At 55.6% G+C, this 13,380-nt stretch carries 11 protein-coding genes; 7 read left to right on the top strand and 4 right to left on the bottom strand.

All coding sequences use genetic code 11. The annotated features are described in order from the left end of the window. The first annotated feature begins 519 nt into the window (after window positions 1-519). The 5 genes from AB1598_11975 (at window position 520) to AB1598_11955 (ending at window position 7,150) form a co-directional block, all read left to right on the top strand. On the top strand, window positions 520-1,596 hold the full coding sequence (locus AB1598_11975) for an imelysin family protein (protein ID MEW6145726.1): 1,077 nt from the start codon (window positions 520-522) through the stop codon (window positions 1,594-1,596). Window positions 1,597-1,661: 65 nt separating this feature from the next. After that, window positions 1,662-3,047, top strand: coding sequence for a di-heme oxidoredictase family protein (locus tag AB1598_11970; GenBank protein ID MEW6145725.1), 1,386 nt, complete (start codon window positions 1,662-1,664; stop codon window positions 3,045-3,047). A gap of 10 nt (window positions 3,048-3,057) precedes the next feature. Then, window positions 3,058-4,638 carry a porin gene (locus tag AB1598_11965; GenBank protein MEW6145724.1) on the top strand — a complete coding sequence of 527 codons (1,581 nt, stop codon included), beginning with the start codon at window positions 3,058-3,060 and terminating at the stop codon, window positions 4,636-4,638. 79 nt (window positions 4,639-4,717) lie between these two features. Next, complete coding sequence (locus AB1598_11960) at window positions 4,718-5,602, top strand: alpha/beta hydrolase (protein MEW6145723.1); 885 nt, start codon at window positions 4,718-4,720, stop codon at window positions 5,600-5,602. Between the two features lie 162 nt (window positions 5,603-5,764). Then, entirely contained in the window at window positions 5,765-7,150 is a 1,386-nt protein-coding gene (locus AB1598_11955) for a DUF2252 domain-containing protein (protein MEW6145722.1), read from the top strand. A gap of 60 nt (window positions 7,151-7,210) precedes the next feature. Here AB1598_11955 and AB1598_11950 read toward each other — a convergent pair whose 3' ends face one another. Beyond that, window positions 7,211-7,675: a hypothetical protein gene (locus tag AB1598_11950; protein MEW6145721.1), complete on the bottom strand. Its 465-nt coding sequence runs from the start codon at window positions 7,673-7,675 to the stop codon at window positions 7,211-7,213. A 127-nt stretch (window positions 7,676-7,802) separates the two neighbouring features. Continuing rightward, a complete protein-coding gene (locus tag AB1598_11945; GenBank protein ID MEW6145720.1) occupies window positions 7,803-8,384 on the bottom strand; it encodes an OsmC family protein in 582 nt (193 codons plus the stop codon). A gap of 326 nt (window positions 8,385-8,710) precedes the next feature. Between AB1598_11945 and AB1598_11940 the strand changes: the two genes are divergently transcribed. Together AB1598_11940 and AB1598_11935 are read left to right on the top strand one after the other, a co-directional pair. Next, window positions 8,711-9,499 (top strand): methyltransferase domain-containing protein, encoded by a 789-nt coding sequence (locus AB1598_11940; GenBank protein ID MEW6145719.1) that lies wholly within the window; start codon window positions 8,711-8,713, stop codon window positions 9,497-9,499. Window positions 9,500-9,588: 89 nt separating this feature from the next. Further along, the gene (locus tag AB1598_11935) at window positions 9,589-10,554 is read left to right on the top strand and encodes an MBL fold metallo-hydrolase (protein MEW6145718.1); all 966 of its coding nucleotides are present in this window, start codon (window positions 9,589-9,591) and stop codon (window positions 10,552-10,554) included. Window positions 10,555-10,563: 9 nt separating this feature from the next. On the opposite strand, the gene AB1598_11930 is transcribed toward AB1598_11935, so the two are convergent. Beyond that, complete coding sequence (locus AB1598_11930; protein ID MEW6145717.1) at window positions 10,564-12,501, bottom strand: sigma 54-interacting transcriptional regulator; 1,938 nt, start codon at window positions 12,499-12,501, stop codon at window positions 10,564-10,566. A gap of 241 nt (window positions 12,502-12,742) precedes the next feature. Continuing rightward, the gene (locus tag AB1598_11925; GenBank protein ID MEW6145716.1) at window positions 12,743-13,363 is read right to left on the bottom strand and encodes a 2-hydroxychromene-2-carboxylate isomerase; all 621 of its coding nucleotides are present in this window, start codon (window positions 13,361-13,363) and stop codon (window positions 12,743-12,745) included. Window positions 13,364-13,380 lie beyond the last annotated feature (17 nt).

The raw sequence follows: 13,380 nt of genomic DNA, 5'->3' as shown, positions 1-13,380 counted from the left end.
CCGTTTCTGTGTTGTGATTCTAACGGCATTCTCCATTATGAGGGTAAAACAACGGAAATATTATATCGAATTAGACGTTTTGAAACAGTATAAGATGCAAGACTGCAATTCTTTGTTATCGTGCGTGCTTACTTATTATTTCCTTCCGCCGAAGAGCGCTATCTCGAAGACCTTGCTAAAGCAGTTTACATCATTTAAGCCGATCTCCTGAGCCGCCGGCACAGTCCTATACGGAGGCCGTCCTGTCCTCATCCTTGTCCGGCCGATCCCTTTATTTTTTCAGCGCCGGACTAATCGAAATTCCAGATAATTCACTTATGTAAATGCAATGATTGCACGTCAAATTAAGATAATTATAATGATAATCATTATCATATAATAATTATTTCCATCTAACATTCTCATATTATTGACTATTTCTTGACAGCCCGGGTTGATACAGTTAAGATGTTATTGATTATCATAATCAATATTATTATAGGGCCGGTGCGCCCTGTAATTCAAGAGGAGGAATTTGTCATGCTAAGCAAGAAGGGGATTCTGGTAACGATAGTATCTATTCTTTTCGTTTTAAGCTGCGGCGGCGGGGGGTCCGATGATTCAGGAGGTGGAGGCGGGGGTGGAACGAACGATGAATTCATTCAGAGTATAATCGACGACTATGTAGATAACGTGGTTATACCCACTTACGACCATTTACGCGAACGGTCGGCTACGCTAAGGGAGGCTTGCGAGGCCCTGGAAGCGGATCCGACGGAAGAAAGCCTCGAAGCCGCCCGGGAAGCGTGGTTTGCAGCCAGAATACCCTGGGAGCAGAGCGAGTCCTGGCTCTTCGGGCCTGTAGATTTCAAAGGCCACGATCCCGCACTCGACAGCTGGCCTGTCAACAGGACAGACCTGGACGCAGTTCTTTCGAGCGATGCCGAGCTGACCGAGGAATTTGTCGGGAATCTTGATCCCACGCTCAAGGGGTTCCACACCGCGGAATACCTCCTCTTCGCTTTTGACGTCGACGAGCTCGGCGCAAGGGAATTCGAATACCTCATATCAGTCGTAAGAGATATTGAAAGTACCTCTGAAGAGCTCTACACGGACTGGGCCGGAGGGGACGAGCCGTTCGGGGAGATAATGAAAGGCGCAGGCAATAATTCCGTATTCCCCTCTCAGGTGAGCGCTCTTGAGCAGATAATCGAAGGTATGTCGATCATCCTCGACGAGGTCGCAAACGGCAAGATTGCAGAGCCGTTCGATAACCAGGACGTGGAAGCCGTCGAAAGCCAGTTCAGCTTTAACTCACGCCAGGACTTTGCGAACGACGTTCGCGGTGCGCTGCACGCCTATACCGGAGACCACCCGGGCTTAGGGTTGATCGGCACGGGGCTTGACGAGCTCGTAGCCGAGTCAGACCCGGAGCTTGCTCAGAGGATGGAAGATGAGATCAATGATGCAATTGATGCGATCCTGGCAATCCCCCAGCCGTTCCGTGACGCGATTCTCGACCCGGACGCAGCGGACGAGATCGTCGCCGCCCAGGAAGCCTGCAGGCAGGCTTTCGATACTCTCAACAATGAAGTCCTGCCGGTAATTCAGCAATAAATTAACGTCCGGCGCCTCTTCCGAATCAATCGCCGGAATTGGCGCCGCTCGTTGGGTGAGGGAACATGATTCACACAGGTGAGACTGTACCAGGGAATTTCTATAAGCAATTCGTTTCTTTTTTTGTTTTTATCATAGCAGCGGCCCTGCTTCTTGCCGCCTGCGACAGTGGAGGATCGGGGGAAACGGATACAACTGTAAAAGCCGGCGGTGATACCAGCGTGGACAACCGCACCTCGTTCGCATTCGAAGAGCCAGCGGCGAATCTGTCCGAAGAATCCTTGATCAAGCACACACTGGGCGACGCTACTTTCGGCGACGTCTTCGTAACGCCGCCTGCAGTCGTCAATCCCGGTCTCGGCCCGCTTTTCAACAACGTTTCATGCGAGTCGTGCCACATAAAGAACGGCAGGGGGCTTCCGGAATTCGGAAATACCGGCCTCCGGAGCATGGCTCTCGTCAGGGTCTCGGATCCCGAAGGCACGCCGACGGTACAGGGCGGCAACCCCCCTGTCGAGGGCATCGGGAACCAGATACAGGACCACGCCACGTTCGGATTCGAGCCCGAGGCGGATGTGACACTGGAATGGGAGGAGGTAACCGGAACGTATCCGGACGGCACGCCTTATAACCTTAGGCGTCCGGTTCTTACCATAGTGCTTGCAAACGGAGAACCCCTCGGCAGCAACATCCTCACCTCGGTCAGGATACCCCCGCCCGTGATCGGCCTCGGCCTCCTCGAAGCCGTACCGGAGGAGGAGATACTCGCCATGGCCGACCCCGGCGACGAGGACGGCGACGGCATATCAGGACGGCCGAACATGGTCTGGAACAACATCAAACAGACGACCGAGATCGGCAGGTTCGGTCACAAAGCTTCCATGCCTAACCTGAGGCAGCAGGCAGCGACCGCATACATAGAGGACATGGGCGTTTCGAGCCCCGACATCCTGGGCAATGAACCCGCCCCCGAAATCGACGAGGAAACCCTCGAGCTGACCACCTTTTACACCCAGACCCTAGCCGTTCCGCTTCGTGCGGAAACGGACGACCCTGACGTCCCCCGGGGCGAAAGCATCTTCTTCGATCTGGGATGCAGTCTCTGTCATGCATCAGTGATGGAAACAGGGGACCACGAGCTTTCCGAGCTAAGGAATCAGGTAATCCAGCCTTTTACCGACCTGCTACTGCACGACATGGGCGAAGGCCTCGCCGACCACCGTCGGGATTTTCAGGCGACAGGCCGCGAATGGAGGACAGCGCCCCTCTGGGCTATAGGTCTCACGGTAACGGTTCTCGGGCAGCAGAACTATTTGCACGACGGGAGAGCCAGGACTCTCGAAGAGGCGATACTCTGGCACGGCGGCGAAGCTGAAAACGCGAAAGACGGGTTCATGAACCTGCCAAAGGGCGAGCGCGACAAGCTCATCAAATTTTTATCTTCACTCTAAGGAAGACGACATGAAAATATACAGTTTAATTCTGAGCACGCTGGGCATATGTCTCACGGCCTTTCTTCTCACGGAGGCCGCATATCCACAGGCCGCGCCAAGCAAGGACGAGTTTCAGGAATTAAAAGAGATGATACAGGAGCTGAAAAAGGAAAACGCGGAAAGGACTGCAGAGCTCGAAAAGATGAAAAAGGAGAACGCCGAAAAGATACAGTCACTCGAAAAGCGCATAGACGAGCTCACGGCGGAGCAGCCCAAGACCGCGAAGCCCTCTCCCCAGGAGAAGGAGGGAGTGGGAGAAGACGAGGGGGAGGTAGAGAAATACACCGAAGAGGAAGATGAAAGGGATATAGACGAGGAAGACTTCTTCGAGAGGATAAACGCGGGCGACAAGCCTTATAAAAAACTCGCTGAAGAAGGCCCGTTCAAGCTTACGTGGGAAGGTTACGCGGACATCCTTTTCTCATGGTACAACTACGGTCCGAATCAGAACCGTCCCGGCGGGTCGGGCTCGGACAACAGGCTTGAATTCGATCTTACGCGGTTCGTGCTCGAGCTCGAAGGGGAGATGTTCGCCGGGCTCGGGTTCGAGGCAGAGGTGGAATTCGAGCACGGGGGCACCGGGTCGACCTTCGAAATCGAGTATGAGGAGTTCGGAGAATACGAGCAGGAAATCGAGAAGGGCGGGGAGGTAAACGTAGAGGAGCTATACCTGAGCAAAAAGTTCAGCGATTGGGGCAAGCTTAAAGCCGGGCGGTTCTACCTCGCGATCGGCCTGATGTCGTTTCTCAACAAGCCGACGGACTATCTCGCGGCCCGGCGTCCGGAGTCGGAGACGAACGTCATACCGGCGGTATGGGACGAGATGGGCGCGAGCTTCGAGTATTACGTCAACGACAACTGGGATCTGACCTTCCAGGTAGTGAATGGGCTCGACTCCACGGGCTTCGGCTCGCTCAACTGGATTACAGGGGGCCATCAGGGTAAATTCGAGACGATAAAAGCGACGGGCCTCGCGCTCGTCGGGAGGGTCGACTTCAAGCTTCCCAACTACGGTCTCCTGGTCGGCACGTCCGCATATTACGGAATAGACACGTCGGCCAACAGGCCCAAGGACGACCTGCCGGACGTGGATGCTCCGTTACTGCTGCTGGACGCGCACGTGATATTCGAGCACGGCAGGTGGCGGGGGAGCGGCGACGTGATATGGGGACACCTGTGGGACGCGGAAGAAGTCTCGGAAAGGAACAAGAGGCTGTCAAACAACCTGGACGTGCCCAGAACTGCCGTCTCGGATAACGCTTTTTCGTCCTGGGGCGAGATCGGCTACAACATAAATACCTACGTCGGCCTGGATCACCTGCACAGGCTCGAGCCGTTCGTCAGGGTCGATTATTACGATACCTTCTTCAACCCGCGCGATACCCTCTTCGACAATCCGCGGTACGAGAGAACGGTCTTCACCGGAGGGCTTTCCTACACGTTCGTCAATTCCATATTCGTCAAGCTCGATTACGCGTACCGGATGCTGGGCTCGGACGATTTCAACGGCGAGAGCGGAATCGACCTCGCGTTCGGATGGGTGTACTGATCATCCGTTGACGACGTGAGGGACAACCGGCACCGCTACTCGACATGCGCGCCATTCGGTTGTAACGTAATCAACCGGTATGTTCGGTGATAAATTCGAGAGGGTGAAGATCGAAACATCCGGTGCGACGATCAACATCGTCCACGGAGGGGAAGGAAAACCGCTTCTCCTGCTGCACGGATATCCTCAGACTCATGTGATGTGGCACCTGACCGCTCCCGCACTCGCAGAGCACTTCTACGTGGTATGCACGGATTTGAGAGGTTACGGGGACAGCTCGAAGCCCGAATCCTCGCCCGACCATTACACCTATTCGAAGCGCGCCATGGCGAAGGACTGCGTGGAGGTCATGGAATCGCTGGGATACAAGAGCTTCTTCGCGGCAGGCCACGACAGGGGAGCACGCGTCACGCACAGGATGGCTCTCGATTATCCTGACCGCATAGAAGCCGCATGCGTCATGGACATCGCCCCCACGCACACGATGTTCACGCGAGCCGACAAGGCGTTCGCGACAGGGTATTACCACTGGTTCTTCCTTATCCAGCCTGACGGTCTTCCTGAAAAAATGATCGGTTGCGACCCGGAATATTATCTGAGGGAGAAGCTCAGGCGCTGGAGCGCGCCGGGAGCCCGATTCGACGAAGAAGCGGTGAGGGAATATGTGAGATGCTTCAGCGACCCCGCCGCTATTCACGCGAGCTGCGAGGATTACAGAGCCGCGGCCACAATCGACCTCGTTCACGACGAGGAGGACTTCGAGAAGAAGATTGCCTGCCCCCTGCTTGTCATCTGGGGAGCCAAAGGGTTCATAAACCGGACTTACAATGTAATCGAGACGTGGAAGGAGAAAGCCGCGGACGTCCGTGGCGGGACGCTCGACTGCGGCCACTTCCTCCCCGAGGAAAAACCGGAAGACGTATCCGCCGAGCTCATCAAATTCTTTTCGTCTATCAAGACTTAAACCGTGCAGTCGAGGTTCCCTGCCGCTCCTTCCGATGAGGCGATGGCTCCTGACATAATATTTGCAAATGCATGATAATCCCCATTCAACTCTCCCGTTCATTGTGATAGGATTGGCTTCGGGGGGTAGTCGGGACAGTCATAACGGGCGGAGGAGAACCGCATGGATCATGAAACTCTTTCGAAAGCGGAGAGGCGGAAACAAGGGAGGGCGCTCCGCGAAAAGTGCTCCCGCTCCGCGCACGCGTTATGGAATCCGCGCTCCCGCTCCTATAATGCCGTAGGACTCCTCGAGGAATCCAACTCAGACCACATACCCGGCCTCATTGCCGTTCGCTACGGAAGGATGGCCCAGTCGCCCTTCAGCTTCTTCCGGGGGTCCGCGATAGTTCAGGCGAGGGACCTGATGAAATCTCCCGCGTCAGGGATCACAGTTCAGGTTTGCGGGGACTGCCACCTTATGAACTTCGGAGGCTTCGCCACGCCCGAGAGGTCCCTGGCCTTCGATATCAACGATTTCGACGAGACGTGTCCCGGGCCGTGGGAATGGGATGCCAAGCGGTTGGCGGTGAGCATCGTGCTCGCCTCGAGAGACCGGGGTTTTTCGAAAAAAAACGCGGACACGGCGGTGCGAGCCGCCCTCGAGACCTATAGAACGCGGATGTCGGCCTTCGCCGAAATGAAGGCGCTCGACGTCTGGTACTCCCAAATCACGATCGACGACCTGAAAGAGTTCTTTCGCGGCAATAAGGACATGCTGAACCGGTTAAGCAGGAAGGAAAAGCAGGCCCGCTCGCGGACATCCGAGGCCGTCTTCCCCAAGCTGACTGAAGAAGTGGACGGGCGCAGGAGGATCGTCGATGACCCTCCGTTTATCTACCATTTCCATGAGAACGTACCGGAATATGAAAAGGCTCAGCAAAGGTTCATAGAACATTACAGAGCCTCTCTTCAAGAAGATCGTCGTCGGCTCTACGACCGCTATAAGCTTCAGGACGTGGCAATCAAGGTCGTGGGCGTCGGGAGCGTCGGCACGCGCTGCTTCGTTTCGCTCCAGCTCGCCGATGACGATGACCCTCTTTTCCTTCAGATAAAAGAGGCGCGCAGGTCGGTGCTCGAGCCCCCGGGCCGCAAGAGCCGCTTTGCGCACCAGGGCGAGCGCATCGTGACTGGGCAGCGCCTGATGCAGGCGGCGAGCGACATATTCCTCGGCTGGGCCAGCGTACCGGACGGCCACGATTATTACGTCCGTCAGCTCCGCGACATGAAGGTTTCGGCAGAGCTCGATAAATTCCTGCCCAAGACCCTGACGGCCTATGCGAAGATGTGCGGCTGGGCCCTGGCGCGGGCTCACGCCAAAGCCGGCGATACGTGCATGATCGCGGGATACCTGGGATCCTCGGAGAGCTTTGACGACGCCCTGGTAAAGTACGCTGAAGCCTATGCGGACCAGGTGGAGCGCGATTATGAAGCCTTCAGGAAAGCAATACGTTCGGGACGTCTCCATACGGATACAGACGAGTCCTCAAATCTCAGTTTCCTGCTCTGACTTTCCTTCGACCGGAAGCGGTGTTCAATAACAGATATGAATCCGCGGATCATTAATATGTCAGTAAACGAACTCAAGGCCGGAGCCGGAGCCTGAATCCTCGATCCTGTATCTTAAATACTCCCTTCTCATAAGCTCCTCGAAGCAGGTCTGGGTCTCGAGCGCTTCCCTTTCGGGATATGCGAACATGACGACGAGGTGACGGTCTTTCGAAGCCCCCGTCCTCTCGTATATGTACTCGTATTCCTTCCCGGTTAAACCGTAAGATATGCCGTACTCGGGCGTTTCGTCCGTTGTGAAGAATCCGTGGTTGTTCATCTTCACGGCGACGGCGTCGCATAATGCCCTGCCGAACTTTTTCGTTTCCTCCACGTCCTTTCTGAAAAGACCGCCTATGAGCGGATACACGCCGCAGTAGACGCGGTTATTATTTTTTTTAATTATCCTGCATTTCGTCTCCGGCAGCTCTACGAGATAAAGCGGCGACGGTGATACAGCGTTCAAGACAAGCTCTTTTACGGACATTTGAATTACCTCCCAGGCTTATTCATGCATATGCATGAATATTATACGGAGGAACCCCGGATATAAAAACGACTGCGCGCTGCGCCTCCTCCGGGATACGAGGAAGAAGCGCAGCCGCGCATTCGGTTCACAGTTCAACCGTTACCTTTACAGGTACAGGGTTAGTGACTATGTCGTAAACGGGCGAGCGTCTCTCGGCGAGCTTCACTAGCTCTTCGATCTCTTCCTTAGACGCGTCGGCCTTCACCTTCACAGTTACCCTGATCTCCTCGTATCCCCTCCTCTTAGCGCCCGGGAGTCCGAGAAGCCCTCTTATATCGAGGTCGCCCTCGAAAGAGGTCTCCATCTCGTCGATCCTTATCCCTTTGGCGGCGGCGTGATATACGAGGGTGGTCGTGATGCACCCGGCAAGACCGTGAAGAACCTGCTCTACCGGGTTCGCACCCCTGTCCTCACCCAGAAGCACAGGCGGCTCGTCGTTATCGAGCAAGAAGGGTGTCTCCCTCCTCTGCTCCTCGAGCGCTCCGTAAAAACCGTCTATGCTCGACCGGTTGAGGCCGCCGTTTATCCACCTGTTCCTGTTGCGGAATTTGAACTTCGCGATCTCCGCGTTTCCGCTTATCAACTCCATGGCGTCAAACAACTTCGTGACGTTGACCCCATTTAAAACCGTATCCGACTGATCTTTTAAAGCTGTTTGTTCTGACATTTTACTTACCTCCTTATTTTAGATTTTTGTTTTTCAGAACTGTTGGGCTAACGGCACGGCGTGTGCCAGTTTTGAATAAGTCATAATTGTTTAAAGATAACAAGGGGTTAGAGGGATATTTCCCGAATTCGAATTTTTCACGAATTTTCGTAATTTACGAGATCTCGTAATTATTATTCGTGAATTTCCGCGAGTATCCGAAAATCGCTACTTTATCTCGCTCATCAAACATTCATAACTGATTGCAGTCATTGCAAACATCTGAACCCGAGACTTCGGCACGGTCATTGCAGAGATAACCCGTAAAATATACAAGGAGGCTTCAAATGGCTGTCAGATGTCCGATAGGTTTCGATACCGAATATTTGAGGGAACGCGTCTACGAGACTTACGACAGGGTAGCGCGCGACCCGGGGGGCGATTTCCATTTCCACAGGGGACCTGTGTACGCATGCGATTATCTAAAATATGACAGGGACGAGCTGGACGCGCTCCCAGAAATCAGCACAGCGCGGTTTGCCGGCGTGGCCAACCCGCACAGGATTGGAAGAATAGAAAGAGGACAGACCGTGCTCGACCACGCATGCGGGGCAGGTATGGATTTACTCCTTGCGGCAAAGCGCGTCGGACCTGCGGGGAAAGCGATCGGCGTGGACATGACGAAGGCGATGCGCGCCTGCGCACGTGAGGGAGCGAGTGAAGCCGGCCTCTCCGGCATAGTCGAAATCAGAGAGGGGGTCTTCGAAGAGCTTCCGGTAGAGGACGGCAGCATCGACGTAGTTATTTCGAACGGCGTTGTGAACTTGGCACCGGACAAGGAGATTGTCTTCAGGGAAATTCACCGCGTGCTCAAACCCGGAGGAAGACTTTTCCTCGGGGACGTCGTCGTGCAAAGGGAGCTCAAGTTAGACGCGAGGGGCAACCCCGATCTCTGGGCGGCGTGTATAGGAGGAGCGCTCACAGAAAAGGAGCTGCCCGTGATAGCGGAATCCGCCGGATTCGCCGACTGCGAGGTCACCGAGCGCTTCGATTGCTTCAGGAACACGACGGCTGAAATCAAGGTCTCGAAAGACCTCTATGTGCAGGGCGTGAACTTCTATGCCCGCAAACCGTAGTTTATTATTAGTCTCATCACAGTCAGGGGTCATCAGGAAAAGTTTGACCCAGGCCGGTTGCGCCGTGCGTACGGTCGGGAAGCCAGAAGATGAGAACGGCAGACGAAATTTCGGTAGATGTCTTGGTCGACAATACGGCGGACATGCTTTCGACTCGCCCCGCCTACTTCACGCCTGAGCTCCGCGTTCTGATGGACGCGGGCATGAAGGAGATGGCGGGCGAATCGCTCTCTATAGCCCAGCACGGGATATGCCTCGCAGTAACAGCGCATATCGAGGGAGAAACGCGGACCGTCCTCTTCGATGCGGGCCCCGACCCCTACACTCTAGAGAGAAACGCCCGGCAGACCGGGTTCGATTTCGGCAATGTCGATGCGCTCGTGCTCTCTCACGGCCACTTCGATCACTCAGAGGGCCTTCTGAAGGCGGCAGAGCTTATACGGAGACGAAACGCTGGGAGCCCGATCCCGCTTCACGTACACCCGGGTGCATTTGTCAAACGGGCAGACCGTCTCAGTGACGGAAGCATACTGCCGCTTCAGGATGTGCCCGCGCCGGACGAGCTTGAACGCGCGGGACTGACAATAGCATATTCGGCCGGGCCTGAGGAAATCCTAGGCGGCGCTTTTTATCTTAGCGGCGAAATCCCCAGGAGAAGCTTCGAGAGGGGACTCGAGAACCAGGTGCGGCTCAGGGATACGGGCGAGTGGGAGCCCGACCCGCTGGTAATTGAAGAGCGTTTTATGGCGGCGATCATCAAGGGGAAGGGCATTGCGATATTCACCGGCTGCTCGCACGCAGGGATCGTCAATATCTGCACGCACTCGCGTGAGCTGTTCCCGGACGTCCCCCTCTATGCGCTCGCGGGCGGACTCCACCTCGTCTATCCCAACGAGGAGTTCATCGGCGATACCGTAGCTGCCCTCAAAAACTTCGGCTTCAAGCTGATAATTCCGGGGCACTGCACTGGGTGGCGCGCAGTCCACGCTTTAATCAACGCCTTCGGCGACGAGGTGGTGAACCCGCTCGCCGTGGGGAGCAGGCTCACGTTCTAGATACACGATTTATCTGAGGCGCGTAATCCCGAGCGCCTTGATGCGGGAGGCAAGCGTTGTCGGCGGCATACCGAGTAGCTTTGCCGCGCCGTTCTCGCCCGAGACGCGCCAGCCTGTCTGTTCGAGGGCGGCGGCGATATTCCGTTTTTCCAACTCGTCCATTTCCATTTGTGTAAGTATGCGCTTTCCCTGAAGCCGATCCGCGGCCGGCGACTCCCTCGCCGACGCCTCCCCGGTTTGAGGAAGGGCGCGCTCGAGATTCAAATGTCCCTTACTCGAAGTGATCACCGCGCGCTCGATCACGTTCTGAAGCTCCCTCACGTTGCCGGGCCATCTGTATGACATCATTCCATCGATCTCCGCCTGTGTAAACGGATTAAGAGTCATACCCATCCTCTTTGCGAACTTTTCGGCGAATATCCGCGCGAGCTTGATAACGTCGTCCCCTCTTTCCCTCAAGGGCGGAAGCTCTAGCGGAAACACGCTCAGCCGGTAGTAAAGGTCTTCACGGAATTTCCCATCCTTCACAGCCCGACGCAGATCCCTGTTCGTGGCCGCGATCACACGCACATCCGTTTTCCTTGTTTGGGAGCTCCCGACGGGCTCATACTCCCCCTCCTGTAGCACGCGCAGTAGCTTTGACTGCAGCTCGAGCGGCAGCTCTCCGATCTCGTCGAGAAATATAGTGCCGCCCGAAGCGAGAGCGAACCTCCCCTCCCTCTTCGCGGTCGCGCCGGTGAAGGCCCCCTTCTCGTGACCGAAGAACTCGCTCTCGATCAATGTCGCAGGTATGGCCGCGCAGTTCACCCTTATGAGCGGCTTGTCTCTTCTGCCGCTCTCCGCGTGTATGGCTCTTGCTATGAGCTCCTTCCCCGTCCCGGTCTCTCCATAGATAAGCACTGTCGCATCCGTCCCCGCAACCTGGAGCACGTTCCTGAGCACAGCCCTGAGCGCCTTGGATTCGCCCACGATTTCTCCGAAATTCTCTAGTGAGCTTATCTCTTCGCGGAGATAGTCGGCCTCCCAGGCAAGCTGCTTTATCCTCTGCTCCGCCTCGAGACGCTCGTTGATGTTCCTTAATATCACCGTATAGAACCGCTTCCTCCCCATCTCGAACTGCGAGATAGTAGCTTCGGCTTGAAATAATACGCCGTCCGCCTGCATGCCCGTAAGCCCCCCGGCGACCCAGATGTACCTCCTCCCTTCGGGAAGGAGCGCAAGCTCGGCAATGAGCCCCTTGAGCTTTTCACCGCTCCCGTCCGCAAGGTATTCGAGAAAGCTCTTCCCCTTTCTCTCGGGTGATCGGGATTTGAAAAGCTTCTCCGCGGCCGGGTTCATCATATTGATCTCCAGCATGTTGTTTAGCTCGATGATGGCGTCCATAGCGCTGTCGACGAGCCGCCCAAGCTTTTCCTCCCGCTCCCTCACTTCCGATTCAGCCCGGAGCCTCCTGAGCTCGGCGGAAGCCCGCGAAGCGAATATCCTGAATATCGTGCGCACCCGGGACTCGTCGGGCATCGGCTTCGAATCGAGCACAGCAAGGTGCCCGAGCACGCTCCCGTCGGTGTCGAGTAGCGGCACACCCATATAGCTGACGGCGCCCATGGGTTTCAAATCGGGATCACGCGGGAAAAGCTCTATGACGTTCTCCGGTACGAGAAAAATATCCTTTTTCTCCACCACGAGCTCGCAGGGCGTACCCGATATATCGTACACGTACTCCTCCACCCATTCCCCCGAGAGCCAGAAAGCGAGCGAGCTTAGCCTCTTCGATTCGTTGAGATACTCGGTCACCCACGCGCCTCTCGTATTGAGCGCCATAGCCAGGTTCTTCACGAGTGACTTGAAAAACCCCTCTCCGGTCTCGCCGGCCGTCCCCTCCATTATTATCCGAATCGCCCTCTCGTCATCTTGACCGCAAGGGTCCGCTCCTGCTTTCTTCTCCAATCCGTTTCTCCGTTTCTCCGCGCGGCTTGAGAGCCCGCTTTCTCCAAAACCTCCATTAAACAAAAGCGCGGCGCGGCGAGCATTAAGTAAATCAGTCTCATCCATATATTAAAAGTACAGGATGACCATTTCAATCAGCCGAGGATACGGGTGACAGGGAAAATTCCGAACGGTGTATGACCCGGGTCGATTAGATGGTTCTGGAAACGAATCTATTAGGGGGTGCTTCTCTATAAACTTTTCAGCGGGACTCTTCCCCGAGACTTCTCTGCCATTCGATGGCGTCTTCGAGCCTGTCGTTCCCCCAGAAGACCTCGTCCCCCGAAACGAAGCTCGGGGCGCCGAAAATGCCGAGCGCGACAGCCTCTTCCGTACTCTCTCTTAGCTTCCCTTTATTCTCGTCCGAAAGGGCACTTCTGATAACACGCGCGGGCTCTTCGCCGAGCGAGCCGAGTATCGAGGAGATCACTGCCTCGTCCGAAATATCCCTGTCCTCGGCGAAATTAGCGGTGAAAACGAGTTTCGAAAAACTCCTCCGCCATACCTGTGATTCCGAAGCAATGGCGACCCTCGATGCGAGAACCCCGTTCCTCGGAAATCCAGAGGGCTTGCGGAACGGTATCCCGTATTTGGCGGAGAGGCGCTCGATATCGCGCCACATGTACCTCCCTTTCGCCCCGTAGATATTAAAGGGGGAGGTATCCCATCCCTGTCTCTTGAAAATCGGACCCAGCAGGAAGGGTTTCCATTCGGCCTCGACTCCGGCCACGGAACAGAGGCTCTCTATCCTCATTACTGAAATATATGAGTACGGGCTTGCGAGATCATACCAGAACTGGAAGTTTAACGGCACATTATTCACTGTACCGGAGCCAGAGG

The sequence above is a fragment of the Thermodesulfobacteriota bacterium genome, from assembly GCA_040754335.1.
Classification (GTDB): Bacteria; Desulfobacterota_D; UBA1144; order Nemesobacterales; family UBA2774; genus 2-12-FULL-53-21.
The sequence above is the reverse complement of the archived record's forward strand: the minus strand, read 5'-3'. Positions and strand labels throughout refer to the sequence as shown.